Raw genomic sequence first — 24552 nt, 5'->3', positions numbered from 1 at the left:
GTTTCACATGAGCACCGACACGACCGACGAAATTTTCCGCAACGCGATGGCGCGCTTCACCAACGGCGTCACGGTCATCACGACCGCTATAAGCGGCACGCCGTTCGGCCTGATCGCGACATCGGTGTGCAGCCTGTCAGCCGATCCACCGACGGTGCTCGCCTGCGTAAACCGAAGCGCGAGCGCACACGACGTGATCCTGCGCGTTAAGGTGTTTGCCGTCAATCTGCTGTCCGCCGACCAGAAGAACGTCGCGCAACGCTTTGCCACCGAGAAAGGGCCGTCCCGTTTCGATCCGGCGCAATGGAAAGCTGGCAAGAGTGGCGCGCCGTTGCTGACCGGCAGTGTCGTCTCTCTCGATTGCAAAGTAATCGCGACGCACAACGGGTATTCGCATACGATCTTTATCGGCGAGATCACCGATTCATCGACACACGACGACCCGTCCGCGCACTGTCTGTTCTGGCATCAGCGTCATTTCGCGGCTGCGGCAGTGGAAGCGCGATGAGCGCCACAGCAGAACATATGCTTTAGTCCGGTCAACCCCGTTCCAACCATCCCTACATAATGACCACGCCCATTCGTTTCACCCGGATCGTTGCACGACTCACTGTTGCCGCCACGCTCGGCCTGAGCGTTACGCCATCTTTCGCCGAAGACGCGCCGAATATCGACTCCATACCTGCAAGCCCCGAGCTTTCCGCGCTCGTGCCGGAGTTCTATCGTCAGAAGCAACCGATCACGGTTGCGGTCAATCCGGAGATCGCACCCGTCAAGTTCATCGACGAAGACGGCGACGTAGCGGGCTTCGCGCCCGATCTGGTCTCTGCTGCGGCCAAAGTTCTGGGGTTGAAAATCAGGTTCGTGCAGGCATCGTTCGATTCGTTGATTCCGGGCCTCGCCGCGAACCGCTTCGATGTGCTGTTGTCGCTTGGCGATTTTCCGTCGCGCCATAGCAAAGTGACGTTCATCGACTACTTGAACGTTGGCCAGACGATCGTCGCCTCGCCTAAGCGGCAATTGACGCTCAAATCACTCGACGATCTATGTGGGATGCGGATCGCGCTGCCGCGCGGCACGGCGCCGCTGCAACGGGCCAATGAAGTGAGCAGCAAATGCGTAGCGAACGGCAAGAAAGCGATCTCGATCGCGACGTATCCGGACACCAACATGACGCTGATGTCGCTGACCAACGAAGCAAGCCAGGCCGTGTGGGTCGACTCGCCCGCTGCGAACTACAACATCAAAAAGTTTCCGGACAAATACCAGGCGGTGTACTACTACGACCTCTCGTCATACGGAATCGGCTTTGGTGTCGACGACAACGGCAAGCGGCTCGCTCATGCGTTCCAGCAAGCCCTGATCAAGTTGCAGCAGCAAGGGTTCTACCAAAGTGTGATGCAGAAGTGGGGTCTGCCGGCGAAGGACGGACGCCCCACCTTCCCCGTCAACGATCCGCAGATGTGAACACTCGGGCTGGAAGCGAGCCAGCCTACGGCCTTTGTTTCTTCCTGCTCCAAGTCGCCACCCAGGCACGCGCGTGCGCATGACATGCCTTGACATCTACCGGTCGCAAGGCAAATACGGGAGAATCAATGTAGGACTGTCATCCGTTGGTCGCAGGTTCGAATCCCGCACGGTACCCAACATAGGCCGAGGTAGTTCGAGAAACCCCGTAAGATCAAAGTATTACGGGGTTTTTTTCATTTAGCCCCCTGCTGTTCTACTGGTATCGACGATTCCCACATTTGCGCATCCCGGACTTGGGGGGCGAGCCCGTGTTCAGAACGCGTCGAACCTGAGCCGCAGGGGCGGCGTTCCACGCCGCCCGGCTTTACGCCGGCCGCCGCCGCGCCTTCGCGACCGGCGCCTCCTCGGCCGGCTCCTCCACTTCGATGCTGCCCGGATCCGCGATCAACTGCGCGACCGGCGTGCCCGCCAACGAGCGTTCGAGAATCTCGGTAAGCGCAACGGCAATCTGAGCGCCCGACCAGCTGCCGCTCGGTTGATACCACTTCCGGCTCCAGTTCATTGCGCCCATGATCATGAAAATGGCGAGCTTCGCATTGCATGACACGATGCTGCCGTCCGCAATGCCTTCCTCGACCAGATCGCGCAAACCCTGTTCGAACCTGTCTCGCCGCTTGATGATCGCGCGCATGTGCACGGGCTTCATTGCGTTCTCTTCGAGCAGAACCACATAGCTGCCGTCCTCGCCGAGCATCAGGTTCAGATAACCGCGCAGCGTAGCCGCGAGTTTCTGCAGGCCGGTTCCGGCTCCCGCGCGCGCCTGCACGAGAATCTCCATGGCGCTGTCCATCGCCGAATCGTGGCAGAAATAAAGCAGCTCTTCCTTGCTGGGTACATACGTATACAGCGCGGCTTTCGTCACGCCGAGTTTCTTCGCGATTTCAGCGAGCGACGTGCCGTGATAGCCGCTCCGATTGAACGACGCCGCCGCCTCGCGCAACAGCACCTCGCGCTTGCGATCGAATTGCTCGCTCGCGCCCAACACCGCATTCTTCCAGGTGCTCATACACACACTCCGCAAAAGCCATGCGCAAACCGAAGCAAGCCGTCTCTCTGTTTCATCTCAGTGGGTGATTCAAAAAAATGATTCGAAAAAATTTGATCGGATGCCATTCTAACCCATAGGTCGGTCTGTTGCCCCTGCAGTCAAGTTGTGGTTAAACTAGGGCGACACCCCTTCTATTTCTTCTTCTCGAGACCTACCGGATGCTAAATCAAACCACTGCCGTCATCACCGGCGGCACGGCGGGTCTTGGCCGCGCCTGCGCCGAAGCTCTGCTCGAAGCGGGGGCCGCCGGCGTCCTTATCAACGGCCGCAATGCCGCGCGCGCCGAAGCCACCCGGGCCGAGTTGCAACAACGCTTTCCGGGCGCGACCGTCGCGCTTTCCATCGGCGATGCCGCGCAGCCGCAGATTGCCGAAAAGATCATGGCGGACGCAATGGCATCGCTCGGCCGTATCGACGTGCTGGTGAATTCTACCGGCGGCAACGACATGCCAAGGCTGTTGCATGAAATCGCCGTCGCGGAGATTCCCGGCATTCTCGAACGCGGCCTGTTTGCGCAGATTCTTTGCAGCCGCGCCGCGTTGCACTACATGCGCGAAGCGCGGCGCGGCGCAATCATCAACATCGCATCTGACGCCGCCAAGTTGCCGACACCCGGCGAAAGCGTGATAGGCGCGGCAATGGCCGGCATCGTCATGTTCACGCGCGGACTCGCCACCGAAGGCAAGCATGACGGCGTGCGCGCCAACATCGTCACACCGTCGATCACGAGCGGCACGGACCATTACGACAAGATCATGGCGGACCCGTTTGCCGGCAAGCTGTTCGGCAAAGCGGAGAAGATGGCGAAGCTCGGCGTGGTCACGAGGGAAGAACTGGCGGGCCTGGTGGTGTTTCTCGCGTCACCGGCCGCCGCGAAGATCACCGGTCAGGCGATCAGCATCACGGGCGGTATCTCGGCCGTCTGATCAGAACGGCTGCGCGGGGTGGCGGCCCGCGCCTAAGAGCGGAACCAGGGCGAGCGACGCTCCTGGAACGCCGCCAGTCCTTCGCTCACGTCCTCTTCCAGCAAGCCGCCCGACACGACCTCCTCCTCCAGCTTCAGTCCCGCCTCCAGCGACCCTTCGAGTCCCTCGCGCGCCAGCCGCTTCATCGTTGCAAGCCCGATGCGGCTGCGCGTAGCCAACTCCTCGCAGTAATCGAGCGCCGCCTGCCGCAGTTCGCCCGCTTCGACGACCCGATTCACGAGACCCCATTGCTGCGCAGTCTGCGCATCGAGCCAGCGCGCCGAGAAGAACAAATCCATGCTGCGGCGCAACCCGATCAAACGGGGGATCCGCTGGCTCGCGCCGAAGCCCGGCAGCAGGCCGTACTGTGCATGCTGATCGCCGAAGCGCGCGTCTCGTGCGGCGATCGCAATATCGCAGGCCAGCATCAATTCGAAGCCGCCGGCTAGCGATAAACCCTGGCATGCCGCAACTACCGGCAGGCTGCTCGTGGACAGCCGCTTCATGGTTTGGTGCGCAGTGCTGATAAAGCGGCGCATTTCGCCGATGTCCTGGCGCAACGAAAGAACCTCGTCGAGATCCGCGCCGGTGCAGAAATTCTTGCCCTGAGCGCAGATCATGATCGAGCGCACGCCCGACTCAGGCGTCTCGAACGCGTCCACGGCCGCGCTGATCGCCGCGAACACCGCAAGCGACAGGCAATTGAATTTTTCAGGCCGCGCGAGTTCGATGACACCTACGGTGCCGGCGCGGCTCACTGCGACAACGGACGGCTCGGTCATGCTGGGGTCTCCTTCTGTCCGACACTTTCCGGGTCGCCAATCCCCCCGGATTCATCGCCCACGATATCCGCAGCAATACCACGTGTCAATTGAACTGACTCATGGGTCAGATTGAGCTACCGAGGGTCGCCACTCCGGATCGTTTCACACATCTAGGTTGGGGTTTCCCTGTAGTTCATGCACATTTCCTCCCACCTTCCTATCGGCCCGAAACCCTCGCGACGGAAGGATGAACGGCCAGAAAAATATCCACAAGTAAGTTGTCTAACCGATCGGTTAGTTAGTTGACATCGTAGTCAGCATGGCGTTAAGCTGAATTGGAACGCGAGGCTGGCGGGCGGCATGGGCTCAGGCGGAGTTTCACGGGGCCGCATCGGCGTCATGCCGGCACAACCAACGGCAAGCGGGATTCTTCCCAAGCCCCAAAAAAACAGAATCAGGAGACACCCATGACCGCTTTTCGCTCGTCGGCATTCCGCGCGGTGCTAGCCGTGTTCACCTCCGCAGCGTGCATTTGTGCCGCCGCGCCCGCGTTCGCCGCAGACCCGATCAAGATCGGCTTCACCGGTCCCGCTTCGGGCGGCATGTCGCTGCTCGGCCAGGGCGTGCGCGACGGCATTCAGGTGTACGTCGATTACATCAACGACCAGGGCGGCGTGAACGGCCGCAAGCTCGAACTGATTGCGGAAGACGACGGCTACGAGCCCATGCGCTCGCTCGCCGGTGTAAAGAAGCTCGCCGAACAGGACAACGTGGTCGCCATCGTGTCGCCCACGGGCACACCGGGCGTCACCGCCATGCTGCCCTATGCGCAGGAACGCAGGCTGCCGATCATCGCGCCCTATGCGTTCAGCCACAAACTGACCACGCCGACACAGCGCTATGTGTTCACGTCGCTTCCCGAAGTGCGCCTGCAGGCCGACGTACTGGGCACCTATCTCGTGAAAACGCTCAAGCACACGAAAATCGCCGCCATCTACCAGAACGACGATTTCGGTCAGGACGCGGTAGCGGGCTTCGAAGCGCGGATGAAAAAGGACAACGTGCCGTTCACCAAGCTGCCGTTCGATCGCGGCACGTCGAATTTCAGCGGTGTGGTTTCGCAAGCTCGCCAGTCCGGCGCCGAAGACGTCGTGTTCTTCGGTATTCCGCGCGACGGCGCGCTGATCATGCGCGAAGCGAACAAGATGGGCTGGAAGCCGCAATTCAGCGGCCACAGCGCGCTCGGCGATCCGCAGACATTCACGCTGGCGGGCGCCGCGCTCGTCAACGGCGCGATCGCGGTAGCAGTGATGGAGCCGCTCGATTCGAAAAAACCCGCGGTGCTCGACTTCATCGCGCGCCAGAAAAAGTATCTGCCGAAGACACCGCCCACCACGTACAGCATGCACGGCTATAACGCCGCGGAGATTTTCGTCGAAGCGTTGAAGCACGTGCAGGGTGAGCCGACCGGTGACAAGATCGTCGCCGCACTCGAACAGATGAACAATTTCAACACCGGCCTGATGAGCCCGATCACGTTCACCGCCACGCAGCACGCCGGCAGCAACGCCGTTGCGTTCATGCGCGCGGAAGACGGCAAGTGGGTCATCAAGACCGACTGGATGAAGGCCGAATGAATCCCGACAAACGGACCGGTCTCAACGACGCACTGTCCGCCGTGCGCGACGGCCACACCGTCGCGCTCGGCGGCATGACGCTGTACCGGCGGCCGGTCGCCGCCGCGCTCTCACTCGCCGCAGCAGGGCGGCGCGATCTGGAAATTGTCACGCTCACGGGCGGCATTGAAACCGATCTGCTGATCGGCGCCGGTTGCGTGCGGCGTCTGCGCAGTTGCTATACAGGCCTCGAGGTGGTCGGCTTCGCGCCGCATTTCACGCGCGGCGTACAGAACGGCACGCTCGAACTGATCGAAGAGACCGAATACACGTTGAGCTACGGCGTGCAGGCTGCCGCCATGCGCGTGCCGTTCCTGCCGATGCGCGGCGATATCGCCCGCACGGATCTCCCCAAGGCGCGGCCCGACCTGAAAGCGTTTGCCTGTCCGCTCACCGGGGCGACGTTGTTCGCGGTGCCCGCGTTGCACGTGGACGTCGCGATCCTCCACGCAAGCGCCGCCGACCGCTTCGGCAATTGCAGCCTGCAAGGCCAGCTTGCGCTCGATCGTCATCTGCCCGCCATCGCCGACATTACGATTGTCACCGCCGAAACCATTGTCGAGCCCGACGAACTTCGCGCAATGGACGGCGGCGTGCAACTGCCCGGCATTTTCGTAACGCACCTCGTGGAAGTGCCGGGCGGCAGCCTTCCGACTTCGTGCTTTCCGCAGCATCCGCTGGATCTTGCGGCGGTACTCGATTACGCCGATGCCGCAGGCACGGCCGGCACCAGCGATAGCGACGCCTGGCAGCAGTGGCTTGAAACCGCAACCGGAGCGCTGGCATGAGCGACACAACAGACTCCGCCGCAATGAGCGATCTCCTGCTGTCAGACGAACAGCGCGCGCAGACCGACCAGATGGTCGTCGCAATGGCCCGCCTGGTCGAAGACGGCGACTTTCTCGCCGAAGGCATCGGCACGTTCCTCTCGACGTCCGCCTATATGCTCGCCAAACACATGCATGCGCCGAATTGCACGAGCCTGTGCCCGAACGGCAATACGCTGATGGAGGGCACGCGCGCACTGACGCTCGGCCACGACGAATTCGACACCGTGCCGCGCGCATCGGTATGGCTCGACTATCTGCAGATCAATCTGCTGTACATGCCGGCGATTTTTCTCGGCGGTAAACCGCGCTGGACGGAATTCATGCGCCCCGCGCAGATCGATCCGATGGGCGCGACCAACAATGTCTGCATCGGCGCGCACGAACGGCCGACGCTGCGGTTGCCCGGCTCGGCGGGTATTCCCGACGCGTCCACGGCGGCGAAGCGTTTCTACTACTATGCGCCGCGCCATACGCGCCAGGTGTTCGTGCCGTCGCTCGATTTCTGCAGCGGCGCGGGACATCCGGGACAAGGCAACGGCGTCGACATGACGATCGTCGTCATCACCAACCTGTGTGTGATGGCGAGCGGACCGTCCGGTCGTCTGCAGGTCACGCATCTGCATCCCGGCGTGACGCGCGGCGACGTTGAGCGCAATACCGGCTTCGAACTCAAGTGGCACGCGGACGTGGCCGTATCGCCGCCGCCCACCGCCGAGGAATTGAAACTGCTCGACACGCTCGTCGATCCGCGCGGACTGCGTTTCCTCGAAATGCTGAGCGGCAAGGCGCGCAAAACGCGTCTGAGAGCGCTCGCGGGCGGCGCGCTGCCAGCCGCGTCGAATCCGCCCTCGAACCCGAAGCACACGAAGCACACACAGGAGAGCGCCACATGACCGCGGAACTCATCATCGGCGGTCTCGCTTCGGGCAGCCTGTATGCACTGATCGGCATCGCCGTCGTCCTGGTGCTGCAAGCCACCGACGTGCCGAACTTCGCCCAGGGCGAAATGGCAATGTTCTCCACCTTCGTCGCGTACACAATGCTCAACACCTATTCGCTGAGCTGGTGGATCGCGCTGCCGGCCGCGATCGCGTTCGCCGCGCTGCAGGGAATCGTCGTGCAGCAACTGATCATCCGGCCGCTGCTGGGCTCGCCGACCATCAATGCGGTGATTGCGACGCTCGGACTGAACATGGCGTTGCACAGCGTCGCGGGAATGATCTGGGGCAATCTGACCAATGTGTTCACGAGCCCCGTGGCCGACCTGCCGGTGTTCAGGCTGTTCGGCGTGAACGTATCGCCCGACAGTGCGCTGACCATTCTGGTGTCGGTCGCGATGATCATCGTCTTTACGCTCATTCTGCGTCACACGCGAGCCGGCATCGCATTGCGCGCGGCAAGCCAGGACCAGGCGGTCGCGAAGCTGATGGGCATCTCGGTGAGCCGCTCGTTCGCACTCGCCTGGGCGATGGGCAGCGTCGCGGGTCTGGTGGCGGGCATCCTGGTCGCGCCAATCCTGTTCCTCGACGTCAACCTGATGGCGCCGCTGCTCATCAAAGGCTTTGCGGGCGCGGTGCTCGGCGGCCTGTCGAGCCTGCCGGGCGTGTTTGTCGGCGGCCTGTTGCTGGGCGTGGTCGAAAATCTGCTGGGCGCGTATGTGTCGGGAACCTTCAACGAGGCGCTGTCGTTCATCCTGATCATCGTTGTCCTGATCGTCGCGCCGGCCGGTATTTTCGGCCGCGTCAAATCGACCAAGGTCTGAGCATGCCGACGATGAACCACACCACCACGACCGCGCTGCCGGCGCGCGCGAAAAGCAGCCGCGACCAGTGGTTTCTCGGCGGCTTCGTCGTGCTGTATGCGCTGATCGCGCTCTTCAGCGGCGGCTATTTCGTCTACCTGCTGAACCTGATCGGCATCTTCGCGCTGGTCGCAATCGGCCTGACGATCCTCACCGGCTTCTCCGGCCAGACCAGTCTCGGTCATGCGGGATTCTTCGCGATCGGCGCGTACGCGTCGGCCATTTTCGCGCAGCGCTGGGGCGTGCCGTTCTGGCTCGCCATTCCGCTCGCCGGCGCGTTCGCGACCGTGATCGGCGCGCTGATCGCATTGCCGGCGCTGCGGCTCAAAGACCTGTACCTGGCGATCGCCACCCTCGGTTTCGGCATCGTCACGCAGAAGGTAATTTTCGAGTGGCGCACGGTCACGGGCGGCGGCGGCGGCATGCAGGTGCCGATGCCCTCGCTGTTCGGCCTGTCGGTCGCGGACGGCAGCCGCATGGCATGGGTGATCGCCGCGACACTCGCAGCCGGCACGTGGGCCGCTTTCCGGCTCGCGTCGAGCCGCACCGGCCGCGCCCTCTCGATGCTGCGCGAAAGCGAAACGGCGGCCGCGTGCATCGGCATTCGCGTGGCGCGCTACAAGGTCGTCGCGTTCGCCTTGAGCGCGTTCTACACGGCGGTGGCGGGCGGCCTGTATGCAAACGTGGTGCGCTACGTGAATCCCGAAAGCTTCGACGTCAACATGTCGATCATGTTTCTCGCCATGATCGTGATCGGCGGGATGGGCAGCGTGCGCGGCGCCCTGCTCGGCGCGGCGTTCTACGTCGCGGTGCCCGAAGCGTTTCGCGGTTTCAAGGATGCGCCGGGCCTGATCTTCGGCATCTCGCTGATGCTGGTCGTGATCCTGCTGCCCGGCGGGCTCACCAGTCTGCTGCGCGCCCGGCGCAAGGCGGCATCATGAATCGGTCCGCCACTCTGTCGATCGAATCGATCAGCGTCAGTTTCGGCGGCGTGCACGCGCTGCAGGACGTCTCGCTGACGCTGGAACCCGGCAGCATCGTCGGTCTGATCGGTCCGAACGGCGCCGGCAAGAGCACGCTGCTCAACTGCATCTCGGGCATCTCACGGCCGGGCGCGGGCACCATCCGGCTCGGTGAAACGAACCTGACAGGCCGCCGTCCCGATCAGATCGCGGGCCTAGGACTCGGCCGCGTGTTCCAGCATCCGCAACTGATTCCGGAACTCAGCGTGCTCGACAACCTGATGGTCGCAAACCATCGCACGCTCCGCTATTCGGTGCTCGCCGAAATGATCGGCCTGCCGAGCGTGCGGCGCGCGGAAGCCGAGGCACGCCACGCTGCCATGCAGGTCGCCGCGCGCGTGGGCCTGAGCCCAAGCCTCGGCATGGTGACCGGCAGCCTGCCCTACGGCCATCGCAAGCTGCTCGAACTGGCGCGCGTGATCCTGATGGGCGCGCGCCATCTGCTGCTCGACGAGCCGATCGCCGGACTCAACGACGCCGAGATCGATCATCTCGGACACGTCGTGCTCGATCTGCAGCGCGAACAGGGACTGTCGGTGCTGCTGGTCGAACACAACATGGGGCTCGTGCGCCGGCTGTGCAATCACGTCGTGGTACTCGACGCCGGCCGCGTCATCGCCGAAGGCACGGCGGACGGCGTGCTGAGCGACCCGCGCGTGCTGCTGGCCTATCTCGGCGAGGTGCCGGCCGATGCTTGAAATCAACGACCTGTGTGTCAGTTACGGTGCGATCCGCGCGCTGCAGAACGTGTCGCTGAAAGTGGGCGCAGGGCAGCTCGTGGGGATTCTCGGCGCGAACGGCGCCGGCAAGACGAGCCTGCTGCGCACCATCAGCGGCCTCGTGCGTGCGGGCAGCGGCACGATCCGTTTCGACGGCGGCGACATCGGCCGGACGAAACCCGAACACATCGTGCGACTCGGCATTGCGCACGTGCCGGAAGGCCGCGGCATGTTTCCCGACCTCACGGTGCGCGAAAACCTGCTGGCCGGTGCACACACGCGCCGCTCGCGCAGCGAGATTGCCCACGACTATGCGCGAATGCTCGAGATGTTCCCGTCGCTCGCGCGGCGCGAGAAACAGGACAGCTCGACCCTCAGCGGCGGTGAACAGCAGATGCTCGCGCTCGCGCGCGCGTTGATGTCGCGCCCCAGGCTATTGCTCGCCGACGAAGTCAGTCTCGGCCTCGCACCCGTCATCACGAAACAGGTTTTCGCGCATTTGCAGACGCTGCGCGAGCTTGGCATGACCATTCTCGTGGTCGAGCAGAACGCGCATCTGGTCCTGAAGCTGGCCGACCAGGTGTATGTGCTCAAGCACGGGCGGGTCGAAATGCAGGGCACCGCGCAAGCGATGTCGACCCATCCTGAACTAACCAAAGCCTATCTGGGCGAGTAGAAGGAGCGAGACGGCAATGCAGGATTACGAGCTGGAAGACCGAACGATGGGCCGCATCCTGGCGGACAAGGCGCAGCGCATTCCAGACAGGACTTTCCTGATCTGGCAGGACCGCCGGTACACCTATGCGGAACTGGAGACGATCACCAACCGCTACGCCAACGGCTTTATCGCGCACGGCATCGGCTACGGCGACCACGTTGCGGTGATGCTGCCCAATTGCCCGGAGTTTTTCTGGGTAGTGTGGGGCTTGAGCAAGATCGGCGCGGTGGCGGTGCCGATCAATACCGCCGCGAAAGGCGAGCTGATGCGCTATTTCCTCGATAAATCGGACTCGGTGTGTTTCGTCGTCGATGAGGAATGGAGCGAGCGGGTCGCCGCAATCAGAAGCGAGGTGCCGCAGATCAGGCAGTATTTCATCCACGGCGGCAACGGTGTGCCGAGCCTTCCGGACAACGCGGAAAGCACCGTCCGTGCACTGTCCGAGCTCGAATCGGACGACGCGAGCCAGCCGCCGCTCGACCGTGTCACTTACGATGACACGCAGCTCATCATGTTCACGTCCGGCACGACCGGACCGTCAAAAGGCGTGCAATGCCCGCATTCGCAAGGTCACGCGGTGGGTCGCGCGCTGACGCTCGACTTCGGCTATCGGGAAGACGACGTGCTGTACACGTGCCTGCCGCTCTTTCACGGCAACGCCGCGTATTACTCGTGTTACGCGGCGCTCTGGGCCGATGCGGCAATCGCGCTCGCGCCACGTTTTTCGGCAACGCGCTTCTGGGACGACATCCGCCGAACCGGCGCCACGCAGTTCAATACGCTCGGCGCGATGACCAACATCATCTGGAAGCTGCCGCCCGGTCCGCATGAGCGCGAAACGAAGCTACGCCTGTGCATGGCAGTGCCGGTGCCCAAAGAGATCTACTCCGAGTTTCAGGAACGCTTCGGCGTAGTGCTGACATCCGTGTTCGCAATGACAGAAAACTTTGCGATGACGCGCTTCACGCCCTCGGACCCGGCGGAAAAAGCCGGCTCGGCCGGCAAACCGCGCGGCGAATGCGAACTGCGCATCGTCGCCGACGACGGCACCGACCTGCTCGCCGGCGAGGTCGGCGAAATCTACATGCTGCCGCTCAAACCCGGCAGCATGATGAAGGGCTACTACAAGATGCCGAAGGAAACGGCGCGCGAATTCGACAATGGCTGGTTCAAAACGGGCGATCGCGGCTATCTGGACGAAGACGGCTACCTGTTTTTCATGGACCGCAAGAAGGAAGCGATTCGCCGGCGCGGCGAGAATATTTCCGCGTATGAGGTGGAGTTGATTCTGTGCCGCCATCCGGCGATTCATGAAGTGGCCGCGATTCCAGTCGCCTCCGAACTGAGCGAAGACGACGTGATGGTGTATGTCGTGCTGAAGCCGGGCGAGTCGATGACGCATGCGGACGTCGTGCATTTCAGCGCCGAGCACATGAGCTATTTCATGGTGCCACGCTTTGTCGAGTTCATCGACAGGCTGCCGAAGACCGCCAGCGAAAAGCTCGAAAAATACAAACTGAAACTCGATGCCGACGCGCGCCGCGCGCAGCTTTGGGATCGCGAGCGCGAGGGAATCGAAGTGCGCCGCTAATCGACGGACTACCGCACGCCGCCCGCTCCCGGCCGGCGACGTGCGGCAACCGATCTTTCTCTCCCGATGGCTAGCGCGAAAGAATGCGCTTCGCGAGCCTCAAATGCGGCGCATCGAGCATCTTGCCGTCGAGCACGGCGAGCCCGCCCCGCTGCTGGTCCAACGCCGCGATCACCTGTTGCGCCCACATCCGTTCTTGCGCGGTCGGCGCGAACGTACGATTGATGACGGCAACCTGATCCGGATGTATCGCCGCCTTTGCGCCGAAACCGTCGGCGCGTGCCGCGGCACTTTCGGCGAGCAGCGCGTCCTGCGCATGCAGGTCGGTAAAGACTGCGTCGATCGCAAGGCACTCTGCCGCAGCCGCGGCAAACAGCGTCAGATTGCGCGCAAGCTGGAACGGCGCCCGATAGGCCGCATGAGCGTCGCTGCGGGTCTCGCGATTATTCGCCACGCCGAGATCGGCCGCGAGATCTTCGCCGCCCCACATCACCGCGTGCAGTCTCGATACGGGCGCGCGGAATTCCGATAAAGCGAGTACCGAAGCCGCCGACTCGGTCACGATCGCGACGATCCGCAATACGCCGGCGGCAAGCCCGTTCGCACGTTCAAACTGTTCCAGCGCTGCGCCGAGCTGCTCGATATCGCGCACGCCGCACGCTTTCGGCAGCACGACGCCCGCAATCGCGGCGCCCGGCAGCGCGGCAATGTCGTCGTCGAAAAACGCTGTCGACAAAGCATTGACGCGAATCCAGCAGCGCCCGGCCGGTGCGCCCGCCGCAGCGAGCGCGGCTGCCGTGGTCTGCCGCGCCGCCGCTTTTGCCGCGGGCGCCACCGCATCTTCCCAGTCGAAGATCAGCGCGTGCGCGTCGCCTTGCAGCGCACGTTCGATCTTGCGCGCGCTGTCGCCGGGCACGAACAGCCACGATTGCGCCGCGCTCACGCCGGGGACCGATGCATGAACGCCGCGCGCGTGCAGCGCGCGACTTCGACGTTGTTCTGATTGAACGCCGCGTGCCTGAACTCGACAATGCCGGCGCCGGGCCGCGAAGCGCTCGCGCGCAACGACAGCACTTCGGTTCTAACGTGCAGCGTATCGCCTTGAAAAACCGGCGCGGGAAAGCTCACGTCGGTCATGCCGAGATTGGCGATGGTCGTGCGCAGTGTGGTCTCGCACACGGAGATCCCGATCATTAGTCCTAGCGTGAAGAGGCTGTTCACGAGTGGCTTGCCGAACTCCGTCGACGCCGCGAAATGCGCGTCGACGTGCAGCGGCTGCGGGTTCATCGTCATGTTGGAGAACTGCATGTTGTCCCACTCGGTGACGGTGCGCGTGAGCGCATGATCGAACCGCATCCCGACCGTGAATTCCTCGAAGTAAAGTCCGCGCATATCCGTATCGCCCTTTATTTGTCGATGGATTCGGCTGCTGGCGCCGGTATGTCCGCCGGTGTCGCCAATTGCTCCAGTTGCACGAGCACATGGCCGCGCGGCACGATTTCGTTGAGCGCGCAACGGACCACGGCGATCGTGCCGTCGCGCGGCGCGACCAGCGGAAAGATCAGCTTCATGGCTTCCATCACGACCAGCACGTCGCCGGCGGCCACCTGATCGCCTGGCGCGACATGAATCTCCGTCACGGCGCCCGGCATTTCCGATGCCACTTCGCTACCCTGCACGCCCGCTTGCGCAGCCACGCGCGCCAGCGCTTCCACTTCGCTCACGACCTGCACGCGCCAGCGCGTGCCGACGTGATTGACGAACAGATGCGCGCCGTCGGCGGTGAGCGTGTAGCGGCGCGGCACACCATGCCGCGGCAGCAGCAGCAACTGGTCGTCGGCAAGTGCGCGCACCTGGAGATCGAGCACGGCCTCGTCGCCGGCTTTCACGAGCCAGAGTTCGCCATCGCGTTCGACACTGACCGGCTGTTCGTCGCCGTCCAGTGCGACCCGCATGCGCGCGGCCGCCCGCCGCCCCGCCGCCGCCATGAAGCGGTGCCCGCTTTGCCTCTGCCAGTAATCGGCACCCGGCGCCGCGCGTGCCGCGAGCCGATGCAGCACGGCGGCGCACACCGCGTAGCGGAAGTCCGCGGGATCGTCGTGCCAGCCGCCGGGGAATGCTTCCGCGAGAAAGCCGGTGGTCAACCGCGCCGCGCGGAACAGCGAGTGATCCGCGATCGCGCACAGCAAGCTCTGATTGGTGCCGATGCCGGCGGCCTCGAACGCGCCGAGACCGGCACGCAAACGCTCGACCGCCTGCGCACGGGTCGCGCCGTAACCGATCACCTTCGCGATCATCGAGTCATAGTGCGGCGCGATTTCCGAGCCACTTTCAATGCCGCTGTCGACGCGCACACCAGCCAGCGCAGGCTCGCTATAACGCGCGACCGTGCCGAACTCCGGCCGATGCCCATGCGCCGGGTCTTCGCAATTGATACGCGCCTCGATTGCCCAGCCTGTGACAGCGACCGCGTCCTGCTGCATCGGCAGCGGTTCGCCGGCGGCAATACGAATCTGCAGTTCGACCAGATCGAGACCCGTGACCATTTCGGTCACCGGATGCTCGACCTGCAGGCGCGTGTTCATTTCCAGGAAGTACGGCGTATCGGCGTCCTCGGCGAGCACGAACTCGACCGTGCCGAGCGAGTCGTAGCCGATCGCGTTGCCGAGCTTCGTCGCGGCGTCGAGCAGTTTTTCGCGCACGGCCGGCGCGAGATGCGGCGCCGGCGCTTCTTCGAACACCTTCTGATAGTTGCGCTGGATCGAGCATTCGCGCTCGAACAGATGGACGAGGTTGCCGTGACGGTCGCCCGCAAGCTGCACTTCCAGATGGCGCGGCCGCAGGATCAGCTTTTCGATCAGCACGCGGTCGTCGCCGAATGCGCGCAACGCTTCCTGCTTCGCCATGCTCAATTGCGCGGCGAAATCGTCGAGGTCGTCGACACGCCGCATGCCCTTGCCGCCGCCACCGGCGCTCGCCTTGATCAGAAGCGGCGCGCCGATTGCGCGCGCCTGTTCGAGCAGATGCTCGAGCTTCTGGTTATCGCCGTGGTAACCCGGCACGCACGGCACGCCCGCGTCGACAGCGATACGCTTCGATTCGATCTTCGAGCCCATCCGCTCGATCACGTCACCGCGTGGACCGATCCACGCAATGCCGTGCTCGGCGCAGCGGCTCACAAGCTGCGTGCTCTCCGACAAAAACCCGTAGCCCGGGTGGATCGCGCTCGCACCGGTTTCGAGTGCCGCACGGATGATCGCGTCGGCGTCGAGATAACTGCGCGTTGCGTCCGCCGGGCCGATCCGCACCGCGACATCGGCCTCGCGAACATGACGCGCGCCGCGGTCCGCGTCGGAATAGAGAGCGATGACGCGAATGCCCAGCAGGCGGCTGGTGCGTGCGATCCGGCAGGCGATTTCGCCACGGTTCGCTATAAGAATGGATTCGAACATGTTTGCCTTTACATCCGGAAGACGGGTGAAGGGCCGGTCGCCGGCGCTTCGGCCGCCGCGAGTGCGAGGCACAGACCGATCACTTCGCGCGTTTCCGACGGCTCGATCAGCCCGTCGTCCCACAGGCGCGCAGTGGCGTAATACGGATCGCTTTGCGTGGTGAACTGCTCGCGCGTGACGCGATCGATTTCGGCGATCTCGGCTTCGTCGGCGGCGGCTTTCAGACTGCTGCGCCGCAGGTCGGTCAGCACGGTCGCCGCGACGTCCGCGCTCATGGTCGCGATTCGCGAGTTCGGCCATGCGAACAGGAAGCGCGGATCGAAGCCGCGACCGCACATACCGTAGTTGCCCGCGCCGAACGAGCCGCCGATGATCACCGTGAGGCGCGGCACGCGTGCGGTCGCCATTGCGTAGACGAGCTTCGCGCTATGCCGTGCGATGCCGCCACGCTCGGCCTCGGTACCGACCATGAAGCCGGTGATGTTCTGCAGAAACAGCAGCGGAATATTGCGCTGGTTGCACAGTTCGATGAAATGCGCGCCCTTCGTGGCCGACTCTGAAAACAGCACGCCATTGTTGGCGAGAATTCCAACCGGATAACCGCACCAGTAAGCAGTGCCGCACACGAGCGTGCTGCCGAACTCAGGCTTGAATTCCTGGAACTCGGAATCGTCGACGAGCCGGGCGATCACTTCGCGCACGTCATACGATTCCTTCAGCCCCGGCGGCAGGATGCCGCGCAACTCGCCAATGTCGTAGCGCGGCGGCACGACGTCGCGCACTGCGCCAGAAAGCGGCCGCGGCCGGTTCAGATTGGCGATGATGTCGCGCACGCGCTGGAGTGCCTGCGCTTCGTTTTCCGCCAGATAGTCGGAGACGCCCGACACGCGCGTGTGCATCTCGGCGCCGCCGAGCGTTTCGCCGTCGACGATTTCGTTGATCGCCGCCTTGACGATCTGCGGGCCGCCCAGATGAATGCGTGCCTGGCCGCGTACCATCACGACTTCGTCGGCGAGCGCCGGTATGTATGCGCCGCCCGCCGTGCAGCCGCCGAACACCGCGGCGATCTGCGGAATGCCCGCGGCCGACATCTGGCATTGCCGGTAGAACGTATTGCCGAAGTGGTCCTTGTCGGGGAACACACGATCCTGTTCCGGCAGATACGCACCACCGCAATCGACCAGATAAATGACCGGCAAACGATGATGCCCGGCGATGTCCTGCGCGCGCACATGTTTCTTGACGGTCTCGGCGAAGAACGAGCCGCCCTTCACGGTGGCGTCGTTGGCGATCAGCATGCAGGGCGTGCCCGCGATCAGGCCGACACCGGTAATCACGCCGGCCGACGGCACCGCGTTGCCGTACATGCCCCAGGCCGCGAGCGGCGACAGTTCGAGAAACGGCGATAGCGGGTCGAGCAGCAGGTCGATCCGTTCACGCGCGAGCATCTTGTTGCGCGCATGATGCCGTTCGACCAGCCGCTCGCCGCCACCCGCAAGCACATGCGCGTGGCGCTCGCGCAGTTCGGCGAGCAGCGCGTCGTAGTGCGCTTCGTTGTTCCTGAACGCGTCGGACTGGCGATCGATGCGGGAGAGGATGGTACTCACGCGGCGGCCAGCACGTAGTGGAAATCGGTAATGCGGCCTTGCGGCGCATCGATGAACTCGACACGCACGCGCGTGCCGGGCTGCAGTTTCGCCGCCGCCGCGGGTACGTCCGAGAGATCCATGCCGCGCACGAAGTTGACCATCGCGGTGCTGACGCCGTCGAGCCGTACATAGGCGATCGCATAGGGCGGCGTCGGCAGGTTGTCGAATGCGGCGCTGACGATAGTCGCCGCTTCGATCGTGCCTTCCATGCCGGCATCCACATAGCCGTCGCATTTTTCAAAGCTGCGCTCGCAGTACGCGCGCGGTGGCAGATACGTCATGTCCGACGCACTGCAGCGCGTCGCGACAATGCGTTTCTCCTTCAACGCGTCGAAGAAATGCGCGCCCACGTCTCCTACCGGATAGTTGTAGCGCACATGCCATTCACCCGGAAAAGTGCGCGGTTCGGGTGTTGCTGGACTCTTGCTCATGAATGATCTCCTGTCAGGCCGCCGGGGCACGGCGCGGCTCGTCGCTCAGCATCGTGACCGTGAAAAATTGCGTCGACCCGCCAATCGCGGTGGCGAGCGCGTTGTGAACGTTCTTGACCTGCATCGCGGCGGAGCGGCCCATGACCTGACGCGCCGCTTCCGCCGCACGCACGAGGCCGGTCACGCCGATCGGATTCGTGCACAGCGTGCCGCCGGACGGATTCACGGCGATTGCGCCATCCATGTCGAATGCGCCTTCGTCGCTCAGTTGCTGCGCCGTGCCGGGTTTGCAAAAGCCGAGCGATTCGAGCTGCGGAAACTGGAACGAACTGAACGGGTCGTAGATTTCGACCGTTTGCAACTCGCGCAGCGGATCTGTTATGCCTGCCTGGCGGAAACATTCGCGTGCCGCCTGGCGCAACTCCGCGAAATCAGCGAAATCGGTATCGGCGTGTGGACCCATGCGATCGCCCATGAATATCGTGTTCGACACACCCGCGGTGCCGGTGATGAACGCCGGGCGCGTGCAGCGTTCGCGCGCGAGCGTCTCGGACGTAATCACGACCGCCGCCGCACCCGCCGAACGCGGACAGATATCGAACAGCTTGTACGGCCACGAAATGCGCGGCGACGCGAGCACCGCGTCGATATCGATCGCGCCCTTCAGATGCGCGGACGGATTGTTCAACGCATTGCGGCGGGCGCGCACCACGACATTCGCATATTGCCGCTCGGTCGTGCCGTACTTGTGCATGTAGCGCTGCGTGGCGAGCGCTGTCATCGTCACCGTGTTCAGCGCGAAGTCCTGCTCGTAGAACGCGTCCCAGATCAGGTTCAACACGAACTGCGCGTCCGGCGTTTCGGTGATGCGGTCGGCGCCGACCACCAGCACGGTGCCGTACTGCCCGGACGCGACGTGCGCGTGTGCCGCCTGCAACGCGGAGCCGCCGGTCGCGCCACCGGTGTGCACGCGCATGAACGGCTTGCCGCGCGCCCAGATGTAATCCGCAGCCCATTTGTCGGCGTCCGCGACACCCATGAACGTGGTCGGCGCCATTGAAAACACCACCGCGTCGATTTCCTCGGGCTGCAGATTGGCGTCGACAAGCGCGAGCGCGACGGCCTCCTGCGCGAGTTCGGCGTAAGTCTGATTGTCCGAGCGCGACCGGAATTCCGTCTGGCCAACGCCGATAACCGCTACGTTGTGCGCCTTCATGCCGCTATTCCTTCCATGACGACGAAGCCATGAGTCTGTTGTGCAAAGCCGGATACGCCGTGAGCCAGCGCGCGCCGCGCGCCGTCGACCTGATGGCCGCCCGCCTGGCCGGCAACCTGCAGCGCTGCTTCGGCGGCATTCAGCAAGCCGGTGCAGAAGAACGGGTTTTGCGCCCATGCGCCGCCCGAGGGGCTGACGCTCACACGCGCCGAGGCGCCGAGCGCCTGGCTGAAGGCCACGTCGGCCCATGCGTTTTGCGCTTCGAGTTCGACCACTTCGAGTTCGTCGACGCTCTCTAGGCCCGCGCGCGACAGCGCGTCATCGAGGCCGCGCTGGAAAATATCGAGGCCGGCCAAGCGCTCGGCATCCAGCTGATAACGGTCGACGCCCCACGCCATGCCGGCAATGCGCGCGAGCGGCCGGTGTTGCGGATGCGCGCGCAGCCATTCGCCGGACGCGAGCACCATGGCGACCGCGCCGTCCGTGACCGGCGCGCGATGCCCGGCGCGCAGCGGATAAGCGAGACAGGGTGAGCCCGCGATGTCGTCAAGCCGCGGCAGCGTACGCGCCACGGCGCGGCTGTTGCGGGCCGCCGAGCGCATGCGTTCGAGTACGCGTTCGGCGGCCGTTGCGGCGGAAATGGCGTACCGCGTGGCCACCGCGCCGGCGAACAGGCCATCGGCAATCGCGAAGTTCAAGCCGACCGGCCGCAGAAAAAAGGGCTCGCCGCGCATTCGCGCGATGTCTTCGAGCGGCACGACCGAGCTCTGGTTCGAACTGACCACGAGGCCGAGCTGCAAGTGTCCCGCCGCCGCGCGCATCGCGCCGAGGTGCAGGCCGGCGAGGCCCGAATCGGTGACGCGCATTTCGTCTTTCAGATAACCGCCCGACGGCGCGGCGAGCAGCATGCTGCTGATACCGCGTGCGTCGATTTCGTCGCTGGCGGCAAGCGTCAGATGATCGATCTCGCGGCGTTCGACCCCCGCATTGTCGAGCGCGGCGCGCGCGGTGCGGTAGGCCATTTCTTCCAGCCGCAGATCGCCGATCGCGTCCGCCGCTGGATGAATCGCCACTCCCATCACATAGACATCCATGTTGGACCTTTATTTTCCGTTTCGCGGATGAAGCCAGCGCGACAGGCTGTTCTCCGACCTACGCGCCACGCCGGCCTCCCCGGCTCCCGCCACGCATGGCGAAGGCCACGGACAATGGTGCGTGCTGTCTCCAGGACCCATCATAACGACCTTAATCTTCCTGGTCAATCTTCTAACCCAACGGTTAGTTTTCAACTTTATGCTGCTGGATCGCCCCTATTCCCGACCGCTCCATCACGCCGCATGATCAAAACTAACCCGACGGTCAGTTCATTTTCTTGACAGACTGGCCGTCGTCCCCCTACCCTTTCCAAAGAAATCGGCACGCCCGGCACTGCGCCGCCAGCGTGGCCGTGCGCACCAACCAGGAGACCTTATGAGTGGAACATTTGATGGACCGACGTTCGAAGGCAGCGCGGTACGGCTCGAATGGGCCGAGCGCGCGATTGCGTTGATTACGCTCACACGCCCTGCGCAGATGAATACACTGTCGCTCGAACTGCTCTCCGAGTTCGATCACGCGCTGGATCTCGTCGACATGGAAAGCACCCGTGCGCTGATCATCACGGGGCAGGAGCGCGCGTTTTGCTGCGGCGCGCACTTGCGATATTTCGCGGGGCCCGAAGCATCGATCCATCAGCCGTTCGACGCGCGCGACCACTATCTGGCCGATATCGCCGTGCTGTTCGACCGGCTGGAAGAACTGCACTTTCCGACCATCGCCGCAATCAACGGCTTTGCGCTCGGAGGCGGATGCGAGCTGGCGCTCTCCTGCGATTTCCGTGTGATCGCTTCGCACGCAAAAATCGGTTTGCCCGAGACCAAACTTGGCGCTGTGGCGGGCGCCGGCGGCGTGCAGAAACTGATCCGGCACGTCGGCCGCAGCAAAGCGCTCGACTGGATTCTGCGTGCCACCCATCTCGACGCGGCCACCGCGGACCGTTATGGGCTCGTGTCGGCGGTGGTGCCGGGCGACATGCTGCTGCAAAGCGCGCTTGACATCGCGCTGGAGATCCGCAAACTCGGACCACGCTCGGTCGCGCAATCGAAACGCAGCATCTATGTCAGCGAAGACGCCGATCTGCGCACGGCGCGGCGCTTTGGTATCGAGGCGTTGTCGATGCTGGTCGGTGGCGACGAATGGAAAGAAGGCATGCAGGCATTTTCCGAAAAACGCGCGCCGACTTTCGATTCCTGGTGAACCGTTGGCGGTCATCCCAGTAGGGCCGCATTTCTTTGAAGGAGTCATCGCGTGACAGCAGGCATAAGACTTCCCGGCACGCCCGAGCCGATGTTCACGTGGCGCGGCGCGGGCGGCGTCGCGATTACGGGTGATGCGTGGGGAGACCCTCGCGGCCCGCTGGTCCTGCTGCAGCATGGCGGCGGCCAGACCCGGCACGCGTGGAAAGGTGCGGGCGAAAAGCTCGGCGCGCGCGGTTACTGGGCAGTCGCGTTCGACGCCCGCGGCCACGGCGATTCCGACTGGGCGCCCGACGGCGCGTACGGCGAAGACGTGATGGTCGAGGATTTGCGGTGCGTGATCGCGGCGCTCGGCAGGCCGCGCGCCGCGCTGATCGGCGCATCGCTCGGCGGCGGCACCAGTCTGATCGCGGCGGGTGAAGGCCGCGTCGAGGCCAGCGCGCTGATCCTCGTCGATATTGCGCCGCGGGTGGAGATGGACGGCGCGGACCGGGTGCACAACTTCATGACGCAAAAGCCCGAGGGCTTCGAGTCGCTCGAAGAAGTGGCCGACGCGATCGCCAGTTATCAGCCGCAACGCGCACGGCGGAAAAATCTCGACGGCCTCGCGAAAAACGTGCGGCTTGCCGCTGACGGCAAATATCGATGGCATTGGGATCCGCGCTTCAAGCCTCAGGAGTGGGACTTCGCGTTACGGCAGCAGCGACTCGAAAATTGCGCGCGGCATCTGACGTGTCCGACCCTGCTGGTGCGCGGCGCGTTGTCCGACGTATTAAGTGAAGAAGGCGCGCGGGAATTTCGCGCGCTATGTCCGCAGAGCGAATACGTGAACGTGATGGACGCCGGGCATATGGTGGCCGGCGACCGGAACGACGTGTTCGGCGACGCACTGCTGGCGTTTCTGGATCGGGTCGTGCAACGCGACGGTGGATGACATATCGCTGCTTCTATCCCTGTTCTGCACGACTTCCGCATCAATCCCGGCTTGCGCCCAGCAGGCCCGACAGCGCCAGCGACGCATACCGTTGCGCCACTTCGTCGACTGAAGCGTGGCCCGCATGAAACCAGTCGAGCGTGCCGTTCATCGCGCCGAGCAGGAAGAACCGCACGAAACGCAACTCGTCACTGCGTTTTTTCCGCCGTGGTACAAGTCGCGCAATGATGTCGGCCCACACCGCCTCATATTCGTCGCGCAATGGCAATTGCGCCGCCCGGATCTGCGCAGGCACGTGACCAAAAATGCGGATGTTGGCCGACGTATAGTCGTGCGATTCGAGCAACGCGCGCAAATGCGCGCGAACCGCCGTGCGAAACACCTGCTCGGGCGCGGCGTCTTTGCCTAATGCGTCGATCGACGCGCGCACTTCGGCGAACACACGCTCCACGCCGATCCGCAAGACCTCGGACACGATCTCGTCTTTCGACGCAAAGTGGTAATACAGGCTGCCCGCTTTCATGCCGCAAGCCGCCGAGATGTCGCGCAACGACACGGCGGCGTAACCTTCTTTGCGAAACAGGCGTGCGGCCGTATCGAGGATCGTGCGGCGTGAGTCGCTGGCCGCAGTTGTGGGCGACGCCGACGCGACATCGCCGCTGCCTGCCGATGCGGCTGCCCTCGTCGATATGGCGGGAACGGGCGTGCTGACCATAGACGTCATACCATCCGCTTCGCGACTTCTTCGAGCATCACCTCGGTTGCGCCGCCGCCGATCGACTGCACACGGGCGTCGCGCACCATTCGCTCGATCGGCGCTTCACGCATGTAGCCGAAGCCGCCGTGAAACTGCTGGCAGGCGTACATCACTTCGTTGACGAGTTCTCCGCACAGCGCCTTGATCATCGAGACTTCCGCGACGACCGTTTGCCCTTGCGCATCGCGCCATGCGGTGTTGTAAAGGAGTTGCCGCGCCGCTTCCACCTTCGAGAGCAGCATCGCCATCTTCTGACGGATCGCCTGCTTCTCCCACAGCGTCTGACCGAAAGCGGTGCGCTGGGTGACGTAAGCGAGCGTGATCTCGATTGCTTTGGATGCTTCGCCCAGCGCCTGCGCGCCAAGCGTGATGCGCTCGTTCTGCAGATTCCTGACCAGCGAATAAAAGCCCTTGTTCTCTTCGCCAAGCAGGTTTTGCACGGGCACGCGGCATTCGTCGAACACCAGTTCCGCCGTATCGGACGACAGCCAGCCTTGCTTGTTCAGCGGCCGCGCGACGGAGAATCCCGGCATGCCCTTCTCGACAATGAACATGGAGATGCCGCCGTGACTGCGGCCCGGGCCGCCGGTTTTGGCCGCGACGAAATAGACGTCGCCGTGAACGCCGTTGGTGATGAACATCTTCGCGCCGTTCAGCACGTAGTGGTCGCCGTCGAGACGCGCCGTGGTGCGCATGGACGCCAGATCGGAACCCGCGCCCGCTTCCGTCATTGCGACGGCGGCGATCTTGCGGCCCGCGACGAGATCGGGCATCAGCCGTTCGAGTTGCGCGGGATTGCCCGCATGCTGCAGATGCGGCGACGCCATGTCCGTATGAACCAGCACCGTGATCGCAAAACCGCCGAAGGTGGAGCGGCCCAATTCTTCGGCAAGCACCACTGTGCCGAGCACATTCATTGCCGCACCGCCAAATGCTTCGGACTGCCGGATTCCGAGAAAACCCTGCTCGCCCATCTTGCGCAGCAGCTCGCGCGGCACATAGCCGTCCATCTCCCACTGATCCGCGAATGGCAGTACCTCTTTGGCGATAAAGCGGCGTATCGCATCGCGCAACATGCTGTGCTCTTCGCTGAAATAGGGCGAACGTTGCTGCTGATCAGGGAAATCCTCTGCGCCCACGAGTGCCTCCGGTGCT

General features: G+C 63.8%; 24 protein-coding genes. 13 read left to right on the top strand and 11 right to left on the bottom strand.

Translation table 11 applies throughout. The features are described from left to right. Positions 1-7 precede the first annotated feature (7 nt). Positions 8-508 carry a flavin reductase family protein gene (locus NE850_RS17610; RefSeq protein WP_007182218.1) on the top strand — a complete coding sequence of 167 codons (501 nt, stop codon included), beginning with the start codon at positions 8-10 and terminating at the stop codon, positions 506-508. Between the two features lie 59 nt (positions 509-567). Further along, entirely contained in the window at positions 568-1467 is a 900-nt protein-coding gene (locus NE850_RS17605; RefSeq protein WP_007182219.1) for an ABC transporter substrate-binding protein, read from the top strand. A gap of 367 nt (positions 1468-1834) precedes the next feature. On the opposite strand, the gene NE850_RS17600 is transcribed toward NE850_RS17605, so the two are convergent. After that, positions 1835-2536, bottom strand: coding sequence for a TetR/AcrR family transcriptional regulator (locus NE850_RS17600; protein ID WP_007182220.1), 702 nt, complete (start codon positions 2534-2536; stop codon positions 1835-1837). Between the two features lie 200 nt (positions 2537-2736). Here NE850_RS17600 and NE850_RS17595 point away from each other — a divergent pair, with 200 nt between their 5' ends. Continuing rightward, on the top strand, positions 2737-3504 hold the full coding sequence (locus NE850_RS17595; protein ID WP_007182221.1) for an SDR family NAD(P)-dependent oxidoreductase: 768 nt from the start codon (positions 2737-2739) through the stop codon (positions 3502-3504). Positions 3505-3536: 32 nt separating this feature from the next. Here the strand turns inward: NE850_RS17595 and NE850_RS17590 are convergent, their stop codons facing one another. Next, positions 3537-4325, bottom strand: a complete 789-nt coding sequence (locus tag NE850_RS17590) for an enoyl-CoA hydratase/isomerase family protein (protein WP_310699006.1) — start codon at positions 4323-4325, stop codon at positions 3537-3539. Positions 4326-4774: 449 nt separating this feature from the next. Between NE850_RS17590 and NE850_RS17585 the strand changes: the two genes are divergently transcribed. Genes NE850_RS17585 through NE850_RS17550 form a run of 8 tightly spaced genes read left to right on the top strand, consistent with a single transcriptional unit; the run spans position 4775 to position 12664 of the window. After that, positions 4775-5944 (top strand): ABC transporter substrate-binding protein, encoded by a 1170-nt coding sequence (locus NE850_RS17585; RefSeq protein WP_007182223.1) that lies wholly within the window; start codon positions 4775-4777, stop codon positions 5942-5944. Further along, positions 5941-6771 carry a CoA-transferase gene (locus tag NE850_RS17580; RefSeq protein WP_310699005.1) on the top strand — a complete coding sequence of 277 codons (831 nt, stop codon included), beginning with the start codon at positions 5941-5943 and terminating at the stop codon, positions 6769-6771. Before NE850_RS17585 ends, NE850_RS17580 begins: the two co-directional genes overlap by 4 nt. After that, complete coding sequence (locus tag NE850_RS17575) at positions 6768-7706, top strand: CoA-transferase subunit beta (protein WP_007182225.1); 939 nt, start codon at positions 6768-6770, stop codon at positions 7704-7706. Before NE850_RS17580 ends, NE850_RS17575 begins: the two co-directional genes overlap by 4 nt. Then, positions 7703-8575 (top strand): branched-chain amino acid ABC transporter permease, encoded by an 873-nt coding sequence (locus NE850_RS17570; RefSeq protein WP_007182226.1) that lies wholly within the window; start codon positions 7703-7705, stop codon positions 8573-8575. Before NE850_RS17575 ends, NE850_RS17570 begins: the two co-directional genes overlap by 4 nt. An 11-nt stretch (positions 8576-8586) precedes the next feature. Next, positions 8587-9555: a branched-chain amino acid ABC transporter permease gene (locus NE850_RS17565; protein ID WP_310699004.1), complete on the top strand. Its 969-nt coding sequence runs from the start codon at positions 8587-8589 to the stop codon at positions 9553-9555. Beyond that, positions 9552-10334 (top strand): ABC transporter ATP-binding protein, encoded by a 783-nt coding sequence (locus NE850_RS17560; RefSeq protein ID WP_007182228.1) that lies wholly within the window; start codon positions 9552-9554, stop codon positions 10332-10334. Before NE850_RS17565 ends, NE850_RS17560 begins: the two co-directional genes overlap by 4 nt. Then, on the top strand, positions 10327-11031 hold the full coding sequence (locus NE850_RS17555; RefSeq protein WP_007182229.1) for an ABC transporter ATP-binding protein: 705 nt from the start codon (positions 10327-10329) through the stop codon (positions 11029-11031). The genes NE850_RS17560 and NE850_RS17555 overlap by 8 nt, the downstream gene beginning before the upstream one ends. A 16-nt stretch (positions 11032-11047) precedes the next feature. Further along, the gene (locus NE850_RS17550; RefSeq protein WP_007182230.1) at positions 11048-12664 is read left to right on the top strand and encodes an AMP-binding protein; all 1617 of its coding nucleotides are present in this window, start codon (positions 11048-11050) and stop codon (positions 12662-12664) included. A 70-nt stretch (positions 12665-12734) separates the two neighbouring features. Here NE850_RS17550 and NE850_RS17545 read toward each other — a convergent pair whose 3' ends face one another. The 7 genes from NE850_RS17545 to NE850_RS17515 are packed head-to-tail and all read right to left on the bottom strand — an operon-like array spanning position 12735 to position 20506. Beyond that, the gene (locus NE850_RS17545; protein ID WP_007182231.1) at positions 12735-13607 is read right to left on the bottom strand and encodes a CoA ester lyase; all 873 of its coding nucleotides are present in this window, start codon (positions 13605-13607) and stop codon (positions 12735-12737) included. Further along, positions 13604-14056 (bottom strand): MaoC family dehydratase, encoded by a 453-nt coding sequence (locus NE850_RS17540; RefSeq protein WP_007182232.1) that lies wholly within the window; start codon positions 14054-14056, stop codon positions 13604-13606. Before NE850_RS17540 ends, NE850_RS17545 begins: the two co-directional genes overlap by 4 nt. Positions 14057-14070: 14 nt before the next feature. Next, positions 14071-16116 (bottom strand): biotin carboxylase N-terminal domain-containing protein, encoded by a 2046-nt coding sequence (locus NE850_RS17535; RefSeq protein WP_310699002.1) that lies wholly within the window; start codon positions 16114-16116, stop codon positions 14071-14073. A gap of 8 nt (positions 16117-16124) precedes the next feature. Then, positions 16125-17723 carry an acyl-CoA carboxylase subunit beta gene (locus NE850_RS17530; protein WP_007182234.1) on the bottom strand — a complete coding sequence of 533 codons (1599 nt, stop codon included), beginning with the start codon at positions 17721-17723 and terminating at the stop codon, positions 16125-16127. Next, entirely contained in the window at positions 17720-18196 is a 477-nt protein-coding gene (locus NE850_RS17525; RefSeq protein ID WP_007182235.1) for a Zn-ribbon domain-containing OB-fold protein, read from the bottom strand. The genes NE850_RS17530 and NE850_RS17525 overlap by 4 nt, the downstream gene beginning before the upstream one ends. 13 nt (positions 18197-18209) lie before the next feature. Further along, positions 18210-19412 (bottom strand): thiolase family protein, encoded by a 1203-nt coding sequence (locus tag NE850_RS17520; protein WP_007182236.1) that lies wholly within the window; start codon positions 19410-19412, stop codon positions 18210-18212. Then, positions 19409-20506, bottom strand: a complete 1098-nt coding sequence (locus NE850_RS17515; RefSeq protein WP_007182237.1) for a thiolase family protein — start codon at positions 20504-20506, stop codon at positions 19409-19411. Before NE850_RS17515 ends, NE850_RS17520 begins: the two co-directional genes overlap by 4 nt. 376 nt (positions 20507-20882) lie before the next feature. Here NE850_RS17515 and NE850_RS17510 point away from each other — a divergent pair, with 376 nt between their 5' ends. Together NE850_RS17510 and NE850_RS17505 are read left to right on the top strand one after the other, a co-directional pair. Further along, positions 20883-21707 carry an enoyl-CoA hydratase/isomerase family protein gene (locus tag NE850_RS17510; protein WP_165185695.1) on the top strand — a complete coding sequence of 275 codons (825 nt, stop codon included), beginning with the start codon at positions 20883-20885 and terminating at the stop codon, positions 21705-21707. A 51-nt stretch (positions 21708-21758) separates the two neighbouring features. Then, a complete protein-coding gene (locus NE850_RS17505) occupies positions 21759-22640 on the top strand; it encodes an alpha/beta hydrolase (RefSeq protein WP_310698999.1) in 882 nt (293 codons plus the stop codon). Between the two features lie 40 nt (positions 22641-22680). On the opposite strand, the gene NE850_RS17500 is transcribed toward NE850_RS17505, so the two are convergent. Together NE850_RS17500 and NE850_RS17495 are read right to left on the bottom strand one after the other, a co-directional pair. Next, the gene (locus NE850_RS17500) at positions 22681-23364 is read right to left on the bottom strand and encodes a TetR/AcrR family transcriptional regulator (protein ID WP_165185692.1); all 684 of its coding nucleotides are present in this window, start codon (positions 23362-23364) and stop codon (positions 22681-22683) included. After that, positions 23361-24536 (bottom strand): long-chain specific acyl-CoA dehydrogenase, encoded by a 1176-nt coding sequence (locus NE850_RS17495; protein WP_007182241.1) that lies wholly within the window; start codon positions 24534-24536, stop codon positions 23361-23363. Before NE850_RS17495 ends, NE850_RS17500 begins: the two co-directional genes overlap by 4 nt. Positions 24537-24552 lie beyond the last annotated feature (16 nt).

This window comes from Paraburkholderia sp. USG1 (genome assembly GCF_031570135.1).
GTDB classification, from domain to species: domain Bacteria; phylum Pseudomonadota; class Gammaproteobacteria; order Burkholderiales; family Burkholderiaceae; genus Paraburkholderia; species Paraburkholderia dioscoreae.
The sequence above is the reverse complement of the archived record's forward strand: the minus strand, read 5'-3'. Positions and strand labels throughout refer to the sequence as shown.